Origin of the sequence: Paenibacillus sp. GYB003, from assembly GCF_036577625.1 — a bacterium.
Lineage (GTDB): Bacteria > Bacillota > Bacilli > Paenibacillales > NBRC-103111 > Paenibacillus_AB.
Genome location: NZ_JARBDC010000013.1, coordinates 143,920 through 161,357, shown reverse-complemented (window position 1 = coordinate 161,357; position 17,438 = coordinate 143,920). Strand labels below are relative to the sequence as shown.

18 protein-coding genes are annotated in these 17,438 nt (G+C 52.1%); 15 read left to right on the top strand and 3 right to left on the bottom strand.

Features of this window, described 5'->3' with window-relative positions:
• From PV407_RS08275 to PV407_RS08220, 12 genes are all read left to right on the top strand, one after another.
• The coding region (locus PV407_RS08275) for an IS3 family transposase (RefSeq protein WP_332089438.1) at positions 1-577 on the top strand (577 nt) is incomplete at its 5' end.
• 156 nt (positions 578-733) lie between these two features.
• The gene (locus tag PV407_RS08270; protein WP_332089437.1) at positions 734-2,377 is read left to right on the top strand and encodes a GMC family oxidoreductase; all 1,644 of its coding nucleotides are present in this window, start codon (positions 734-736) and stop codon (positions 2,375-2,377) included.
• Between the two features lie 275 nt (positions 2,378-2,652).
• Positions 2,653-3,780: a hypothetical protein gene (locus tag PV407_RS08265; RefSeq protein WP_332089436.1), complete on the top strand. Its 1,128-nt coding sequence runs from the start codon at positions 2,653-2,655 to the stop codon at positions 3,778-3,780.
• A 212-nt stretch (positions 3,781-3,992) separates the two neighbouring features.
• A complete protein-coding gene (locus PV407_RS08260) occupies positions 3,993-4,553 on the top strand; it encodes a dihydrofolate reductase family protein (protein ID WP_332089435.1) in 561 nt (186 codons plus the stop codon).
• Positions 4,554-4,822: 269 nt separating this feature from the next.
• Positions 4,823-5,254 (top strand): VOC family protein, encoded by a 432-nt coding sequence (locus tag PV407_RS08255; protein WP_332089434.1) that lies wholly within the window; start codon positions 4,823-4,825, stop codon positions 5,252-5,254.
• Positions 5,255-5,654: 400 nt separating this feature from the next.
• Positions 5,655-6,074: a GyrI-like domain-containing protein gene (locus PV407_RS08250; protein ID WP_332089442.1), complete on the top strand. Its 420-nt coding sequence runs from the start codon at positions 5,655-5,657 to the stop codon at positions 6,072-6,074.
• A 127-nt stretch (positions 6,075-6,201) separates the two neighbouring features.
• On the top strand, positions 6,202-6,594 hold the full coding sequence (locus PV407_RS08245) for a VOC family protein (protein WP_332089433.1): 393 nt from the start codon (positions 6,202-6,204) through the stop codon (positions 6,592-6,594).
• Between the two features lie 55 nt (positions 6,595-6,649).
• On the top strand, positions 6,650-7,075 hold the full coding sequence (locus tag PV407_RS08240) for an NUDIX hydrolase (protein ID WP_332089432.1): 426 nt from the start codon (positions 6,650-6,652) through the stop codon (positions 7,073-7,075).
• A 74-nt stretch (positions 7,076-7,149) separates the two neighbouring features.
• The gene (locus tag PV407_RS08235) at positions 7,150-7,683 is read left to right on the top strand and encodes a cyclase family protein (RefSeq protein ID WP_332089431.1); all 534 of its coding nucleotides are present in this window, start codon (positions 7,150-7,152) and stop codon (positions 7,681-7,683) included.
• Between the two features lie 53 nt (positions 7,684-7,736).
• The gene (locus PV407_RS08230; protein ID WP_332089430.1) at positions 7,737-8,762 is read left to right on the top strand and encodes a hypothetical protein; all 1,026 of its coding nucleotides are present in this window, start codon (positions 7,737-7,739) and stop codon (positions 8,760-8,762) included.
• A 41-nt stretch (positions 8,763-8,803) separates the two neighbouring features.
• Positions 8,804-9,127: a DUF2834 domain-containing protein gene (locus PV407_RS08225; protein ID WP_332089429.1), complete on the top strand. Its 324-nt coding sequence runs from the start codon at positions 8,804-8,806 to the stop codon at positions 9,125-9,127.
• Between the two features lie 173 nt (positions 9,128-9,300).
• Positions 9,301-10,149: a GNAT family N-acetyltransferase gene (locus tag PV407_RS08220; protein WP_332089428.1), complete on the top strand. Its 849-nt coding sequence runs from the start codon at positions 9,301-9,303 to the stop codon at positions 10,147-10,149.
• A gap of 142 nt (positions 10,150-10,291) precedes the next feature.
• On the opposite strand, the gene PV407_RS08215 is transcribed toward PV407_RS08220, so the two are convergent.
• Entirely contained in the window at positions 10,292-12,337 is a 2,046-nt protein-coding gene (locus tag PV407_RS08215; RefSeq protein WP_332089427.1) for a hypothetical protein, read from the bottom strand.
• Between the two features lie 258 nt (positions 12,338-12,595).
• Between PV407_RS08215 and PV407_RS08210 the strand changes: the two genes are divergently transcribed.
• From PV407_RS08210 to PV407_RS08200, 3 genes are all read left to right on the top strand, one after another.
• Positions 12,596-12,946, top strand: a complete 351-nt coding sequence (locus tag PV407_RS08210) for a hypothetical protein (RefSeq protein ID WP_332089426.1) — start codon at positions 12,596-12,598, stop codon at positions 12,944-12,946.
• A 215-nt stretch (positions 12,947-13,161) separates the two neighbouring features.
• Positions 13,162-14,505 (top strand): extracellular solute-binding protein, encoded by a 1,344-nt coding sequence (locus tag PV407_RS08205; protein WP_332089425.1) that lies wholly within the window; start codon positions 13,162-13,164, stop codon positions 14,503-14,505.
• A 351-nt stretch (positions 14,506-14,856) separates the two neighbouring features.
• Positions 14,857-16,296 (top strand): RtcB family protein, encoded by a 1,440-nt coding sequence (locus PV407_RS08200; RefSeq protein ID WP_332089424.1) that lies wholly within the window; start codon positions 14,857-14,859, stop codon positions 16,294-16,296.
• A gap of 120 nt (positions 16,297-16,416) precedes the next feature.
• Here PV407_RS08200 and PV407_RS08195 read toward each other — a convergent pair whose 3' ends face one another.
• Complete coding sequence (locus PV407_RS08195; protein WP_332089441.1) at positions 16,417-17,121, bottom strand: aldo/keto reductase; 705 nt, start codon at positions 17,119-17,121, stop codon at positions 16,417-16,419.
• Positions 17,102-17,437, bottom strand: coding sequence for an aldo/keto reductase (locus tag PV407_RS08190; protein ID WP_332089423.1), 336 nt, complete (start codon positions 17,435-17,437; stop codon positions 17,102-17,104). The genes PV407_RS08195 and PV407_RS08190 overlap by 20 nt, the downstream gene beginning before the upstream one ends.
• Between the last annotated feature and the right edge of the window lies 1 nt (position 17,438).

The window sequence follows — 17,438 nt, the reverse complement described above, 5'->3', positions numbered from 1 at the left end:
AGAGCTTGGAATCCGGTCAGTTATTCGCAAGAAGCGTCCGAATGCCGGACGTAAACCTTCTGTCGTGTTTGCAAATGTCCTGAACAGAGACTTTCACGCAGACGCTCCATTCACCAAGCTGGTCACAGATATTACCTATGTACGGATCGGCCACGATTTTAACTATTTGTCGACTGTAATGGATCTGCATAACAATGAGATTGTCGCTTGGGAGTTTTCAGAGCGTAATGATTTGCAACTTGTGCTCGACACCGTTAAGCAGCTCGGTACCCGTAAGGATGCGGTTCTACACTCCGACCAGGGGTTTCAATACACGCACAAAGCTTACGAGACTCAACTATCGGCTCAAGGACTACAGGGCAGTCACTCCAGAAGGGGCAACTGTTTTGACAATGCATGTATGGAGTCGTTCTTCTCTCATCTGAAGACCGAGCAACTGTACCTCAAGCGCCCGAACGATGGGCATGCAGCACGTCGTCTCATTGCAGAATATATAGAGTTTTATAACCATGAACGCTTTCAGAAAAAACTCGGCGACCGCTCTCCGGTTGAGTACCGAATGGCGATCGCCGTATAAATTAACCTCTTTTTTTACTGTCTACTTGACGGGGGTAAGACCACTTCCGAAAGGGAAGCTCGCTCTTTTTTTATGAAAAGCTGACACAACAGATCTCCGAAAGCAATACACTGCATTAGCCCAAGACAGACATAAACAACCAAGGAGATCAACGGAATGAGTCGCGTGCAGAGGAAAACGAAATGGATATTCGATTACATTGTGATCGGAACCGGTCCGGCCGGAGCCGTCATGGCCAAAACGCTGTCGGACGATTTCAAAACATCGGTCCTTGTATTGGAAGCGGGAGAAAATAAAAATAACGACGCTCCGATTAAGGACTCCGCCTTCGCGCTTGAGCTTGAAGAGCTTTTTTTTCCGCAATATTTCTGGCAAGGCGAGGGCGTACCTCAGGAGGAAGTTGACGATCGTACCTTCGAATGGACGACGGGACGGGTTTTAGGCGGCGGTTCTTCCATCAACACCCAGCAGTATGTAAGACCGACTTCGGCCGTATTCCGGGAATGGGAAACATTGCTCGGGCCCCTGTGGTCGCCGAAGCGGGCGATCAATCGGTTCAAGCAGCTGGAGAACTATAACGGGATAACCGAAAATCCCGGCGCTCGCGGATTTCACGGCCGGATCGATATAAGACAAGCGCCGGTCAATTCATCCGTTATAGCGGAGAAGCTGGTTTCGGCCATAGAACGGGCGACGGGGTTTCAGGAGATTGTCGACTATAACGATCCGGATACGCCCCTCGGTCCGTTTACCCGTTGGCAGCTATACCAAAAACCGAACGGTCGTCGGGAAAGCTCGTCTACGGCCTTTCTTTCGGCCGATATTATGAATGCAGCCGGACGCGGCGTTGACGGCCGAAAGCTGCGCGTATTGTTTAAATCGACGGCGCTTCGCGTCCTGTTTTCGAACAGACGGGCTGTCGGCGTAGAGTTTCTAAAGGAAGGGAAATGCGTCCGTGCCTACTGCCGCAAAAAAGTGATAATATCCGCGGGAATCAATAGCGCTCAGCTTTTGATGCTTTCCGGCATAGGACCTTCTTCGCTTCTTCGGAGAGCAGGCATACCGGTGATCTTCGACAATCCGAACGTGGGGAAGCATCTCCGTAACCATACGCTTAATTCCGCCGTATTTAGCGTCAACTTGAACGATCTCCCGGCGAATACCGACCCGAAAGCCTTATTTGCGGGCGGCGCTTTCCTGCCCGATCCGACCTCCGAAGCGAACCCGGACCGCAGGGGGGTCCAACTGATCGGCATCCCGTCGGGCGACACGTTGTCGATCGCGATTATTTACTTACGGCCAAAGAGCCGGGGCTCGATCACGATTCAGAGCAACGATCCGCTTCAAATCGTGCTGGCCGACGAAGGATTTTTATCCGATCCGCGCGATCTGGAAGCGATAAAGAACATATACCGGATCTATATCAAATCAATTGCGGAACATTTCCGATCCATTGATCCGGCGTATCGTCTCCTCTCGCCTTCGCCGGAAATCATCGATAGCGACTCCGAGCTCGAGGCGTTCATTAAGGAAAACTTCGGCCACAATCACCATCAGCAAGGCTCGCTTCGCATGGCTCCGCTTGGCCGGGGCGGCGTTGTCGATCGGCGGGGACACGTACACGGCGTCAAGGACTTGGTCGTTGCGGATGATTCGATCATCCCCTTTACGGTTGACGGCAATACGTCGGCTCCGGCTTATCTCATCGGTTTAACGATCGCGCGTCAATTAAGACTCGGCAGGAGGGCGCCTAAAAAGGTGAAGAGAATCCGTCGGTTTCATGAAAGCGAACATGAATAGGACTCATCCGCAACAACGGATGACCTAACATTGCAAATGCGCGCTTTCTTTGTGTAAATCCCCGTCTGCCGGCCGGACGGGGATTTTTTGGCGCGTACTAAAAAGAGCATCTTTACAAGCGAACATACATTCGTTATTCTGTCTATGGGTGAATTTACCATAAAGAACCGGAGGCGAGACGTCATGTCCGATGCAATCCTTAATCGAGTATCTCATGCAACGATTCCAGCCCGGTAAATTCGGTGTTATAGTAAAAAGAGGATGTGTCGGAAATTATGGGAAATCGGACGTTTTTGAGTGTGACTGAGGGGGCGGCAGATGGACAGTATGGGGATGTTGCCTTCGAGACGAACAATTTTCTCGCGCTTTTGTGGTTCAGCTTCGTCAGTCAGGAGCAATATCAGCGTTATCGCGAGCGGCTTACATCGACTTGGAATGCGGTTAAACCCAGTCTGGAAAACGAGGAGCTTGAGGATTCACCCGAATGGGAGGCATTCGCGGAGGCATTAAATTGGCACATTCCATGGGGAGAGGCTGCGGCGCAATTGCGACAGAGCTTGCCTGTTGCTTTGGCGCGTTTCCCGGGACTCGGTCCGTATATGTCGGAATGGTTGGAAACGTTATTTACACATGTGCAATCGCATCAAGCTCCCGTTGTTCATTTGGAACTGGCCCAGTTTTTTAACTTTTATACGGACCCGCTTCAGTACTTGGAGCAGATTGAGGATTGCCTTCATTTTTGGTGGCGTCCGGACGAATTATGGTTTGAGCGCCGGAACGAAAAAATGAATTCGTATTTATTGGGAGGCGAGCATTTACCAAAGGGAGAAAGGAACGGCGAAGACCGGAATAACGAAGAACCAACGGTTGCGCCGGGGATAGAAGAAACACGAATTGCTCATTCGCCTTCCGCAAAAAAACGTTCTTCGAAACGGCTGGAAGGGTTATATTTGTGGCTGCTTGCCATCCTATCGGCCGCACTTTGTTTAGGAACGTTGCTGTTGACCTCAAGCCAGTGGTTGGCCGTTCTAGCCTTCCTTCTTCCGGCGATCTGTATCGTTTTGCGGGAGCTGCTGATTCGTCCCAAGAAGACCCCTTCCACCAAGAAAGAAAGACCGGTTCCCTCGCCTGCAACAAGCAAAATCGCGTATTACGACGGAACTTCGCCAATAAAAGTTGAAGGTATCGAAGCCGTTAATGTGGATAAAACCGGTGGCTACACTGTACCATGGCATCATATTTTGCGTGCCCAAGTTAGTCTGCCGAATCAAGTCGCGCTTGTACTCCATGCCGAATATGAGAGTTTGTATCCGTCGCCTGCGATTGTTGTGCTTGACGACAAATTGACGGCTGACTCTGTTGCCTCAGCCGCCAATTCTATTGCCAAGCTTTCGCGGCTTTAGTCTAATCGGATGAAACATTGGAAACTGCGCTTAAAATACAGTTATTTTGAAATCGGCCCGCCGCACGAATCGGCGGCTGCATTTTTAAACGACGAGCATGAGCAGTATGCGACCGAACATTCATTTTTCGCGGATGCCCTTTTGCTAACGGAATGTATTCGTCGATCGAATGAATGGCGGAAGATAAAATCCATTTGGAGGGCGGTATTGAAATGGCTAAACTGATCTACGCTGCTAATGTATCTTTGGACGGGTACATGGAGGACGAGCGCGGCAATATCGATTGGTCGATCTCCGATGACGAGACGTATGCGTTCTGGACTGACTTCCAGCGGACGATTGGCACCTACCTTTACGGACGTCGATTATACGAGACGATGGTGTACTGGGAGACGGCGAGCGCCAGCGGCGATCAACCGGAGGTAAGGCGGGAATTCGGGCAGATCTGGCGAGCGGCTGAGAAGATCGTATATTCCCGGACGCTTCAGGCAGTGTCAAGCGCCAGGACGAGGATCGAGCGCGAATTCGATCCTGATGCGATCCGGAGGCTGAAGGAGTCCTCAGGAGCCGACATTACGATTGGCGGCCTCGAGCTTGCTGGGCAGGCGATGAGCGCGGGACTGATCGACGAGTGTCATCTGCTTCTTAATCCGATTGTCTTGGGTGGAGGTAAGCGAGCATTGCCGGATAACGTCCTCATGCGGCTCGAGTTGCTCGGCGAGCGCCGCTTCCGAAGCGGCGTTGTTCATCTTCACTATCGCGTGATCGTCTGACCCGACGCAACCAACCAAGTAGGCGCAGGAGTAGCGTTCTCGCAGTCACGGCGCCTGCGCCGTTTAGCAGCGACGTGAGAGGGCTCAGGTGATTGCGGTTGCGGAAGACCGCAAAGTCGCCTTAGCGGGAAATGGTTTGAATGGTATGATCCGGATGGGAACGTGGTTTACGTGCATTCGGACTAAATTCAACAACCTTGTCAGATTTGCGGTATCTTTTGGCATCGGATACTCGTAAGTCAAAAAAAATAGAAGGGAGAAGCATAACAGTGGAAGATGCATTCGCAGGAGAAAAAGCACGGATTGGCCATGCTTTACAGGTGAGACTTGTCTCCGACCTTACCAGAGCCAAACAATACTATAAGCAAGTATTGGGCTTTACGGTTGATGGCTGGGGCCATGCTGAACGTGATGGCGTAGGTTTTTTGCTGCAACAAGCGGAAAAGCCGGAAGATGTGCGACCTAATGCCAAGCCGGCAAAGGACCGTTTTCCTCATGATTGGTCAGGCCCGCCAACAAGTTGGGATACTTACGCTTATACTGATTTCGATGGTGTACAGTCCCTGTACGAGGAGTTTGTAGCAAAAGGGGCCGTTATTGCTTATACTCCGCAAACAGAAGATATGGGTAATACAAGATGGAAAGAGTTTGCGGTCAAAGACTTAGACGGTTATATTATCGTTTTTGGCGGGAGTAATTAAAGCTTGAAAGACGTGGCTGTCGGCACGGATTAGCAACTTTACTTTATTACGGTCATGAACACCTCAATTAGTGAAGGGTAAGAAAAATCGGGAAAAACGACCGGTATTCTTGCCCTTGTTTTTTGGGAAAACGAGAGCGGAGAGCTGCGGTTCACCCGCAACAAATTGTCCCGATGCTGGAAGGACATTCCTTATCCTGCCGCACTACCAACCTGTTAAGATGTCGCGCAGCTCTAATCTTCGTTTAGTGACACCGTTGCAAAAAAACGTATCAAGTTTCGTTAGTTTTCCCTAGTCAGTGGCATCATTATTTCGGGAAGTGATACGTACGCCATTTTGATTGTATCAATCCAAAAGAAAGCTGACGATAACCATAGAGGGAGGGATAGTTTTGCAATCAATGAAGATAGAGCACATACAAAGCTTTATGGTAATTGGCATTAGCAATGATTTATCACCTACTGGGATGAAAGATACGTGGGATCAACTATATGCAAGAATGAATGAAATTCCTTATATGATTAACCCAAAGATCGGATATGGTCTACTCGTTAATCGACGATATACGGCCTGTATGGAAGTTGCATCTGTGGGCAATCTTCCTGAAGGAATGGACGGTATGGTTGTTCCGGCGAATGATTATGCAATATTCATGCATAAAGGGAAAATCAAATATTTAAAACAAACTTGGGATTTAATCCTTAAACAGTACGCGTCTCAACTTGATATGCTCCAACCGAATTTTGAAAGATATGATGAAAGGTTTAATCCAGTATCGGACGACTCCATAGTGGAGATCTACATCCCATTGAAGAAGTGATAAAACGTGCAGAAATATGAAACACCCAGAGTATTTCTGAAGAAACGATTATTACTTAAGATGATGAAGAAGCCTTAAAAGTAATTCGAGTTTTTTTAATGAAGCGTCCGGGGAGGATGGATTATCAATGTTAGACTCAATACCAATCAATAAGGAACGAGCGGTTGGAATGCATATTATCAATTTTGCAGTCAATAATCTTGAGAAGTCATTTGAATTTTATGTCGATCGGTTGGGATTCGAGAAGACAGGTTCGAGGGAAGTACGCATAACCAAAAGCACCAAAATTTGGCTGCACCAAATAGAAAATGTTGAAGATAAGCCAAATGACATATCGATGCATTGGTTTGAAATTGGTACGAAAGACATTGAAGGATTTTATCGGAAATTAAAAGAAGAAAATGTACCAGTGGGTGATAGATACGATAATCCAGGATGTGGACGATATTTTGACGTATACGATCCTGATGGTCGTAAAATAACTGTTTGTCAGGATTGGTACAATCGGTTTGAAGTGTAATCTTGTGGCTCCGTATCAGTATAATTTTGTCAATTTAGGAGGGGAGGACGAAGGAATGGCGCCAAAACATATACTTTCCGCAGCAGCAATTGTTGTTAACGAGCGTAACGAAATATTGTTGATAAAAGGGCCCAGGCGAGGATGGGAAATGCCGGGAGGGCAGGTTGAAGAAGGTGAATCGTTGAAGGATGCAGCGATAAGGGAAACCAAGGAAGAGAGCGGTATAGATATAGAAGTGACAAAGTTTTGCGGTGTTTTTCAAAATGTAAGCAGTAGTATTTGTAACACTTTATTTTTGGGCAGACCGGTCGGGGGAGAATTAACAACGACTCCGGAGTCGTTAGAAGCAGGATTTTTTCCAATCGAAACAGCATTAGAGATGGTAAGTTGGGGAAATTTCAAGCAAAGAATCGAGCTTTGCTTGAACGAAGAGCTTCATCCTTTTTATGTTGAATTTTCCATTCCGCTTAAGGATTGCTAGAGCGCCGGAGTACGATCGTTCAAGTCAAGCAGAATGTAATTTGGATAATAGCTTGCAGGAAAGGAGGCGCCTGAGTGAGAGTGATCGATTTGTCGTTGCCGATTGCGGACGGCATGCCCGTTTATCCCGGCGATCCGGAGGTAAAGGTCAAGGTGGCGCATACATACGAGTGTCATACATGGGAACTGCGGCAGCTTTCGATGGGCAGCCATACGGGAACTCACGTGGACGCGCCTTCGCACATGCACCCCGGAGCCGCGACCTTGGATGAGCTGCCATTGGAGCGATTTTTCGGAGCGTCGCGCGTAGTACGGCTCGAAGACCCGGCTTGGCCGGCAGGCCGGGGCCTGTTTTTCGCCGAATCCGTCGGGTTGGAAATCTTGGACCGACTCGCTGTGCTGCGACCACCGTTCGTTGGCGGCGAACTGTCTGAACAACTGGAGCGGGCGTTGTTGGGGATCGGAATTGTGACGTATACGGGGCTGCAAGGTTTGGATCGTCTTCCCGACGGAACCGACTTTATGTTTTACGGATTTCCGCTGCGCATCGTCAGCGGCGACGGCTCCCCGGTTCGAGCCGTTGCGGTGGTGGAGGATGAGCCGGCTTGAAGGAGGATGGGTAGATCAAGTAGTTGCCTGAATATAGATCGGAGGGATCATCCATGAACATAGGCGTGGCTCGAGCGGCAGCAACGGAGTGGGTCATGCAGTATACCGGCCAGGAACCATGGTTCATGGGGGCGTATTTCAGCGGCTCGACGGTTGGTCAGCCGGATGATGCAATGATGTCGGTGGGCTCCGACATGGACGTTGTCGTTGTTACCTCTGAAGCAAATCCGCCTCTGAAACCGGGGAAGTTCATTTACCGCGGTGCGCTGATCGAAATAACCTTCTTATCGTGGAACCAGATCGCCTCTCCCGAGGAGGTTCTGGCATCGTATCACCTGGCCGGCAGCTTCCGCGTGGATACCATCATTGCCGATCCTACCGGACAGCTGCGCGTCGTGCAGCAGAAGGTGTCGCGCCATTTTGCCGAGAGGGATTGGGTGCGGCGCCGCTGCGAAAACGTCAGGCAGAAAATAGAGCATGGGCTAAGGAACATCGATCCGACAGCACCATGGCATGACCAGTTCATGGCATGGTTATTCATGACCGGAGTCACCACACACGTCCTGCTCGTCGCAGCTCTTCGCAACCCTACCGTGCGGCTTCGCTACCTGGCTGTGTACAACGTTCTTCGGGAGTTCGGTCGAACCGACATCTATCCGGAATTGTTGAGGCTGCTGGGCTGCGAGCATTGGACTCCGCAGCGCGCCAGCCATCATTTGAGCGCACTTGCCCGTACCTTCGACGCCGCCGCGGCGCACGCCAAAACCCCTTTCCTCTTCAGCAGCGACATCACCGTCGCTTCACGACCGATTGCGATTGACGGCAGCCGCAACCTTATCCGCGACGGATATCACCGCGAAGCGGTATTCTGGATCGGGGCGACCTTCGCCCGGTGCCACAAAATACTTTCCGCCGATGCCCCAAAATTACAAGTCGAGCTGGCTCCGGCTTTTGAGGAATTCGTTAAAGACCTCGGCATCCCCTCGTCCGACACCCTTGCGCGTCGTGCCGAGGACGTGCTGCAGTTTCTGCCGCGGCTCTGGGACGAGGCCGAATCGCTTATGTGCAGGCTCCATTAATAATAAGGGATAGTCCATGGCATTTTCGGGGAGGGTTTATATTGAAATACTTCTATGGAGTGCTGGCCGTTTTGGGAGTTGCGCTGCCCTATTCGCAGTTTCTTCCTTGGATCATCGCGAACGGTCTTGATTCGTCCCGATTCATAGAAGAAATAGCGCAAACGCGTATTGGATCTTTTGCGTGGATGGATGTTTTAGTATCGGCAATTGTACTTATCGGGTTCATTCTCTTTGAAGGCAAAAGAAGCGGTATGAGGCTTCTATGGCTGCCGATTGTCGGTACGCTTGCGGCAGGTGTTTCATTAGGCCTTCCTTTATTTTTGTTACTTCGTGAAATACATATGGAGAGAAAAGTACAAGGCTGACGATCGAGCAGGATAGTTTAGTTTATACATGTTCTAATCCGACTGCTTCTCCCGATAAGAATGGTATAATGCTTATGGAAAATGGAGGAATTGTGCGGATAGCTGATAGAGCTCTAACCGGCGCGCAACTGACAGAAAGAAGGTCTCAATGAAAACGGAGGGATCGAAGGCCGATGAACATCGCAAATATCCGATACGAACGCTTCAGTGAACAAGATTATAATACCGCATGCGAATTAATTAGCCATGACGTCGAAGCGGGTGAAACCATTCTTCGGGTGCTTGCGAAAGAACCGGAATTGTTTATGGCCGGGTTTATTGAAGATCGGCTTGTTGCGCTGGCCCAAGTGAACGAGCCTGCAACCCAATCCTATTTAACGGTGTTTGTCGCTCCGCCGTTTCGCAGGCAAGGAATCGGATCCGCACTGGTAAAGCGTGCGGAAGCCGAATTGCGGGCGGGCGGAACCCAGAAAGTCAGAAGCTCCTTTCGTGCCGGTCGTCCATCGTCTTTTGCGTTTGCGCGCAAGCTCGGATATGATACCTATTTTTCATCGGCTCTCATGCGGCGAACCGGCGATCCCTTCCCTATGGAGGAGCTTCCGGCGAGGCCGTATGCGGACGAAGACTATTTGGCCGCTCAGTCGTTGTATGCCACGGCTTTTCATGAAATGCGCGTCCGTGTCGGGAGCTTTCCCGATTCCGTAATTGCCCGGCCCAGCGAAAAAGAACGAAGAGCATGGAAGGACGATGCGGAAGACCGGTTCGTCTATGAAAGGAATGGGGAAGTCGTCGCCTATAGCCACATTTCCGGCAACGAACTCAGCAGTATTTCCGTCCGTACCGACGTTCAGGGGCTGGGGATCGGAAGAAAGTTTGCGATGTATATATGCAACGAGATTTATCGGCGCGGCCATGCAAACGTCGACCTTTGGTGCGTCGTCGGGAATTATGCCAGAAATTTGTATGACAGCCTTGGCTTTCAAGAAAGGTACATCATGGAATACGTACGGAAAACGCTGTAACTTCAAGGGAAGCTGGCTCGGTAGATTGGCGATGCCGGGCGGATTGCATTCGACGTAAGCCAGTTTCGCTAGTTTCAATACGCGAAAAAAGGTCGCCGGCGGGGCGACCTTTGTTCATCTTCCAACTACCGCCAAGGTTTTTTTAAAACGAATATCGCCAAAGCTCCCGGTCGTTATGTTTGTAATACAGGTTGCCGAGAGGGTCGGCCGTCAGCATGTCGGCGCCGTCCGATCTGAGGATCGTAACCGCTTGATCGCTCTTGTTTATTTTGAATAAATATTTGCTGCCGATGGTGCCATAGACGGAGTTCGGATCCTTCTCAACCGTTACGAGGTCGGCATCCCGATACGTCCCTCCGGCGTATTGCACGTCCGGGAACTTTTCCTCGAAGTATTCGAACGTCCGATCGGCAGGATTGAAGATGAACAAATAACCTTCGGCGAAGCCCCAAATTTTATTATCGATAACGATCAATTCCGTGATCGAGGTCGGTTTGTTGCCGTTGTTTTTTGTCGGCAGGCTAAGCTCCGCGACCTTCGTCTTCGTTTCCGGATCGTAGACGAACAGCTTTGCCTCGGTTTGGGTCGGTATGCTCGTGTACCCTCCGCGAATGGACGATCCCCCGTAAAGAAGGCCGTTGTGGTAAACGAGCGCAATAACGCTCTGATCGGCTACGATATCCTGATGGACGGTCGTGGTTCCCGTCTCGAAATCATGAACGGACAAGGCTCCCCTTCGTTCGTTGGTAATCCCTGTCGTGCCCATGAATACCCGATTGTCCCCGTAGGCAATCGCTTTGGGGCGATCCTGACGGAAGCCGGCCGTGCTTATGCGGGTTTTCGGATTGACGCCGGGGTTCCAAGGCTGATTCGGGTCATACTCGAACAAGGTGGCTCCGGGATAGACGCCGAGATACAGCTTGCCGTTGAATGACGCCATGGCGTCGATCTGATTGATGGGCGCATAGACGTAATCGGGCTGTTGGTCGTTGGAATCCCCTTCGAACGGGCGATACATACCCAAACCGCCGTATTGAAAGGCGCTCGTATAAATGTTTCCGTCCGGCCCCGTGCCGATGCTGTTAATAGCGCCCGGAATGCGCGGGGTTCCTTCGACTCTGGCCATGCGGAATGCGCCGTTTTGCGGGTTGTATTTCATCAGATACGTTTCGTTATTGGTGGAAGCAACCGCGACAAGCGTTTCGCCCGGATATTGGGTCTGATCCTTCAGCGTGATCCAGCCAAAGCGTTGGACTCGGCCGGAAACGGTGTGAGGAAGCAGCGAAAATGTTTTGGACGCAATGTCATAATGAGCCAGCTTGCCGCTTTTGATCAAATAGACGCCGCCGTCGCGCTCCGGTGACACGCGCGGCGTTGTGCCGGAGGTTGCCGCTTCTTCAGTGGCGGTAACCGACCCGTCCGGATTCACGGCAACATGCAGGACGACAATAGATCCCCCAATGGAAACGAAAACGCGATCGCCTTCGAATTCGACGGCTCCGGCCAATGCCGTCGACTTGTATTTTGCGGGCAAAATATCCGTCATCGTTCCGGAGGCATGATCGTACCGAATGACAGAGGCGTTGGAGCCGACCCCCAGGTAGGAGACGTTGCGCTCCGCATCGTGTGCCAGCGCGCGAACATATTGAATATTGTCTCCCGGCGCTTCGTAAACGGGCAAGCCGCCGATTTGGGTAAATCCGCGTCCCGGATCGTATTCAAAAAAACCGGCGTTTCGATACGTTCCTCCGTATATTTTACCGTTCTTGCCGGCGGCAAGATCCCATACGAATTCCTGTCTCGGAATCGGCTGGCCAAGATCGGTCAAAGCCTCTTCTCCCGGTATATACTTGTACATTCTACCGTTCTGGTAAGCTCCGAAATAGACGGCGCCGTCGGTCGCGGTCGCGGCTCCCCAGGCTCCGGTCGGGTTTGAAGCCGAAGCGGGCAGCGGCATTGCTTTGATTGCGCTTTCAGTATCCGCGTCGATGATTTGCATCATGGGCAAATCCGTTGCGTTCCCCGTAATGACGGAAAATATTTGATTCTGGTTCTCGCCGATTCCGAAGGTCGATCCGAGAGGGGCCGAGGTTCCGACCTGGGCGCCGAGATTGGTGAAGTCTTTCGTAATACGAATATGGTCCCAGTAAGCGGTTCCTTCGTTGTTTTTGCCGGAATAGAGCGCCACGGAAGCGGAAGCGGCTCCTTCGGGCGCGGCCGCACTCGCTTGAATCGTCCTCCAACGATCCGACGATTCCGCTGAAGCGGAGGCCTCCTTCAGAAGCCGGCCGTTGGCATCATAAAACCGGATATGCAATTCAGCTGCTCCTCCCTTGACTCTAACGTCGGCAAATGACACGTAGGTCGCACCGGCCTCGACCCCAAGCCTCCCGCTTTCCAAAGAAAACGCACGGGATTTCTTGTTGTCGTCCATCCGGACGCTATATTGACCGGCGGTAGCCTGTTCGTTCGTTGTCCGGGCGCCGCTGCCACGTTCGTCGGTGTCGTTGCCGTTATCCTTGTCGACGGTCAGCGTCCAACCGGAGAGCCCTTGCTCAAAACTATTGTTCTCGAATCGGATTTCCGCAGCGGAAGCGGAAATGTTGAAATTCATAATGGCGATGAGACAGATGATCAGGAAAGCGATCATTGCCCGGAGCGTGAGTTGATATCCCGCGGCATTCAGGCTCATGAGATCTCCTCCAATGAAGGTATGATGTTGTTGCCGAATTTGCCAAAGTCCTCCTTTCCGTTTCTCTTCATCCCCAATCATACAGCACTCTGGTTCAAATTGTAAATAGAATCCGCTTTATAATTTCAACTAGAGAGGGTATTTCGGAAAATAACGGAAACAAAGTGGCAAATTTACTGCTGGTTAACTGGTTCTGGTTGAAAAATTCAAGCTTGCGGCAATCTTTTTTGTGAACCACAATGAGATGAGGAGGTATGCTTGATAGCGGAACATGATATAATGAGGGTTATATCATAACGTGGCGGGAGAGAGCACGGAACATGAAAAAAACGGCCGACGCATTCAGAAAACAAATGGATCAGATGATACAAATGCTGAAGGATGACATATCCGCCAAGCGTTACGAGGCTGGTCACTATTTACCTTCCGAGAAAGTATTGGCAGCAAGATTCGGTCTGAGCAACAATTCGGTACGCAAAGGCCTTGAAACTTTGGTCGAAGAAGGCTGGATCGAGAAAATTCCCAGAGTCGGCAACCGGGTGAAATATAGAAAACCGCCCGTTACGCTGATCTTAACCTGCAACCCGAACTCGGTTCGCGACGTCCATTTGGAACCGTTGCTGACGGAATTTCAAAACCGACATCCTTCAATTGCCGTTAAAATCCGAAAGATCGAAGGAAATCCCGGCTTTGCGGATGTTCCAAGCGACGTCCTTCTGCTAAACGAGTATCAGTTTCAAACGATGGTTGAACGGGGAAGGGCCGGGATCCTGGAGCCGCTGCGGGGAAAGCCGGAGACCCTCCCTTTTTTGACGGAACGCTTTATCTATGGGGGCCATCTTGCCGCGCAGCCGGTCGTGTTCGGTCCTGTCGTCCTCTGCTATAACAAGAGGCATTTTCGCGAATGCGGCTTGCCGGAGCCTAACGGAAGCTGGAGATGGAGCGACCTGATCGATCACGCCGAACGGTTGACGGCGTTTGGCCATTTCGGATTTAGCTTTCATCTTCCGTCGCTTAATCGGTGGCCTATTTTTTTGCTTCAGAGCGGCGAAGCCTTTCGCTGGACGAACGGACGGATCGCCGACTTTCGCGGGACGCCGTTGATGGAGGGCATTCGTCTGTGCAAGGAGATCATCCGTAACCGGAACGTGTTTCCCTTCTATTGGTCGGACAGCAATCAAGAAATCAATCAAATGTTTTGGGACGGCAAGCTTTCGATGATCCTTACCAGCTATCTCGGTTTGAACGAATGGAGGAACACAAGCCTCGATTACGATGTGTCGCCGATTCCGTTCATCCACGAACCCCGGACGATGGCGATCGCTATAGCCGCAGCGGTTGACGGAAGATCGGAGCATCCGGAAGAAGCGCGACTGCTGGTCGCCTATTTGTCTTCGCCGGATGCCCAACAATCGATCAGGCAGCGTACGGTCGGCGTTCCGGCGCTTCAAGGCTTGGAGGATGCCGCCGGAGACGGAGCGCTCAAACTGCCGAGCCGGCATTCGCTATATCGGGAAATGATGTTTTCTTTTCGCAGCCACCGGGATTTGAATATCCCGGTCACGATGATCTCGGTATTGATTAAAGAGCTGAAAGCGTACTGGGCGGATATGATCACGGAGGATGAACTGTGGGAACGGCTTCATCGGCAGTTGACGGATTAATGGAATTTCGTTCAAACCGATTATTCCTTATATTGATTTTTTCCCGTCAAACGTATTGACAGCAAGCGGCGTACCCCGTTATGATGAAAACTATATTTTGGAAGGAGGTCGATGAAGATGATTCGCGCTATTCGCCCGTTGTCCCGCATTCGTTTGAATTCCGTTTCCAAAGCCGCTTATTGCCGTTCGTCGTCGTTCGTCGGCCTGTCCGGGTGTATCGTCGCATAACGGGTCGTGTTTGCGCTTCGCGCATCAGGGCCGACCGAGCGAGTTGACTGCCATGGACGTACGGTGTCCATGGTTTTTTGCGTTTTCATTTTTTTTAAAGTAGAAGAGAGGTTTATCGGAATCATGTTTACAACTACGGCTAATGCCAACCCGTCGTATTACCGGCAGGTCCAATTGCCGGCAGGGTCTCTGCACGTTTATGCTTCGGACGCGCTATTCGGCGCTTTGGACTATAAAGTGTTCGATATGGCCAACAACAATTTACAAATACCGGGGAACGTCTATATGAGCTATACGCCGGACGTTCACGTCGGGGTCGGTACGTGCATCGGCACGACGGCGGTATGGAACGCGCGGGACGGTTACGTCTCGCCGTCGATCGTCGGCAGCGATATCGGCTGCGGAATGCGCGTGCACGCAACGAATTTGGGCGGGGAGGAGCTTCGCGACGTCCGGGTTCGCCGCAGGCTGGTGAAGGCGATCGAAGCCTACCTTCCGATGGAGGAGCACGCGCGCGGCCATTTCTCCGACATCCGGCTCGAGCATGTGATCCGTAAAGGACTGCACGGACTGCCGAAAAAGTATGTGCCGGACAGCTATTCCCCGCGCAAGGCGACGTCGCTGACGCATGTCGAATGCGCCAAATTCGGCTTCGACGAGGAGCATCTGGACCGGTTCGCGGACACGGTATGGCATCGCTCGCATCGTCAGCTCGGAACGCTCGGAGGCGGCAACCATTTCGCCGAAATTCAGGAGATCCGGATCGACGAAGCGAGCCGCGGCGTCGCCGAAGCATGGGGACTGTACGACGGCCAAGTCGTCGTGATGATTCATTCCGGTTCGCGGGCGTGGGGCGGAGCGGTCAACCAGCATTGCTCCTCCGAGCTGGCGAAAACAATGCGAGCCCGCGGTCTCGGCACGGCCGACCCGAAGCTCGTCTTCGCTCCGCTCGACTCGGAAGCCGGGCAAGCGTATACGCATTTGCTGTACTCGGCGCTCAATTACGCCGTCGCAAACCGGCATCTGATCGCTTACGCCGTCCGGGAAGCGTTCCGCGACGTATTCGGGCCGAAAGCCGAGCTGCGGACGCTGTACGATCTGATGCACAATTACGCCTGGGAGGAAGAGCATGACGGCAACGCGTACTTCGTCCATCGAAAAGGCGCGACCCGGGCGCTTCCGGCCCATCATCCCGACAATCCGGAGCCGTACCGGGAAACGGGCCATCCGGCGCTCATCCCCGGCTCGATGGGGACTTCCTCATACTTGATGGTCGGGGCCGAGGGGGGCAAACCGAACTATTACTCGATTTGCCACGGAGCGGGCCGCATCCGTTCGCGCAGCGCCACCAAGCGTCTCGTCACGGTGGATGAATTCAAAGCGTCGCTGCGGGTCGGAACCGATTCGGAAATCGTCGTCAACCAGCGATCGCTGGAGTCGATCGTCGACGAATCGCCGCAAGCTTACAAAGATGTCGATCACATTATCGAAAGCGTCGTCGGGGCGGGACTGGCCCGGGTCGTGGCCAAATGCAAGCCGCTGGCGACCGTTAAAGGAGCGTGAAAAAGTTCTGGCGGAATGTTGGCGCAAACGAGTCCGGGGGCGGGGAAGCTCCCCCGGCCCCCGGCGTTGTTGACTCGTCAAACGAGCTGGGTTATCATACCCGACTCGCGCGATGGAGGATTAAGGTTGTTTTCTGACGATCGAGTCGTCTTGCGCCAAGAAAGGCCACGCCGGGTATTCGATCGGCAAGCGGCTGACCTCGTCCAGCCTCGCCAATTCGTCACGATTCAATAGGATGCCGCTCGCCGCCAGGTTATCCGCCAACTGCTCGGGACGCTTTGCCCCGACGATCACGCTGGTGACGGCAGGCTGGTTCAGTACCCAAGCTAGGGCGATTTGGGCCACCGTCGTTTCGCGCGCTTCCGCAATGTCGCGAAGCACGTCGAGGATGGCGAACGTCTTTTCCTTGTCGACGGGAGGAAACGACAGCTTGGCATGGCGGTCTCCGTTTGTCCCCTGATCATTCCGGGAGTATTTGCCCGATAAAAACCCCCCGGCCAACGGACTCCAAACGATCAGGCCCATTTTCTGGTCTTGCAGGACGGGGATGATCTCCCTTTCAATTTCGCGAGCCGCCAGCGAGTAGTACGACTGGCTGCTTTTGAATGCATGAAGGCCGTGAAGCTGCGACAGTCCGCGTGTTTTCATGATGCTCCAGCCGGTCATGTTGGAGCTGCCGATGTAGCGCACTTTCCCGCTGCGAACGAGGTCGTCGAGCGCCCGGAGCGTCTCTTCCCAGTCCGTCAGCTGATCCGGATTGTGGATTTGATACAGATCGATATAATCCGTACCGAGCCGCTTGAGGCTATCTTCGACTTGACGAATGATATGAAGCCGCCGACAAGCCGAGCTCGTTCGGGCCGGGGCCCATTCGTCCTCTCACTTTGGTTGCGATGACGGCTTGGTGTCTTTTGCCTTTCAGCGATTTCCCGAGAATTTCCTCAGACCTCCCATCGGCATATACATTGGCGGTATCGAAAAAATTCACTCCCGCATCCATCGCTTGATCGACAAGAATGCCTGCTTCTTTTTCATCCAGAGACCCGAAGATGCCCCATTTGTCTCCTCCGCCGAACGTCATCGTTCCGAGACCGATTTCCGATACCAGCACTCCCGTATTCCCCAGCAAATTGTATTCCATA

Bases quoted from the DNA above. Each gene is read 5' to 3' on its own strand.
- PV407_RS08270 (WP_332089437.1), top strand. From the start codon at position 734: ATGAGTCGCGTGCAGAGGAAAACGAAATGGATATTCGATTACATTGTG.
- PV407_RS08265 (WP_332089436.1), top strand. From the start codon at position 2,653: ATGGGAAATCGGACGTTTTTGAGTGTGACTGAGGGGGCGGCAGATGGA.
- PV407_RS08260 (WP_332089435.1), top strand. From the start codon at position 3,993: ATGGCTAAACTGATCTACGCTGCTAATGTATCTTTGGACGGGTACATG.
- PV407_RS08250 (WP_332089442.1), top strand. From the start codon at position 5,655: ATGAAGATAGAGCACATACAAAGCTTTATGGTAATTGGCATTAGCAAT.
- PV407_RS08245 (WP_332089433.1), top strand. From the start codon at position 6,202: ATGTTAGACTCAATACCAATCAATAAGGAACGAGCGGTTGGAATGCAT.
- PV407_RS08240 (WP_332089432.1), top strand. From the start codon at position 6,650: ATGGCGCCAAAACATATACTTTCCGCAGCAGCAATTGTTGTTAACGAG.
- PV407_RS08230 (WP_332089430.1), top strand. From the start codon at position 7,737: ATGAACATAGGCGTGGCTCGAGCGGCAGCAACGGAGTGGGTCATGCAG.
- PV407_RS08220 (WP_332089428.1), top strand. From the start codon at position 9,301: ATGAACATCGCAAATATCCGATACGAACGCTTCAGTGAACAAGATTAT.
- PV407_RS08205 (WP_332089425.1), top strand. From the start codon at position 13,162: ATGAAAAAAACGGCCGACGCATTCAGAAAACAAATGGATCAGATGATA.
- PV407_RS08200 (WP_332089424.1), top strand. From the start codon at position 14,857: ATGTTTACAACTACGGCTAATGCCAACCCGTCGTATTACCGGCAGGTC.
- PV407_RS08190 (WP_332089423.1), bottom strand. From the start codon at position 17,437: ATGGAATACAATTTGCTGGGGAATACGGGAGTGCTGGTATCGGAAATC.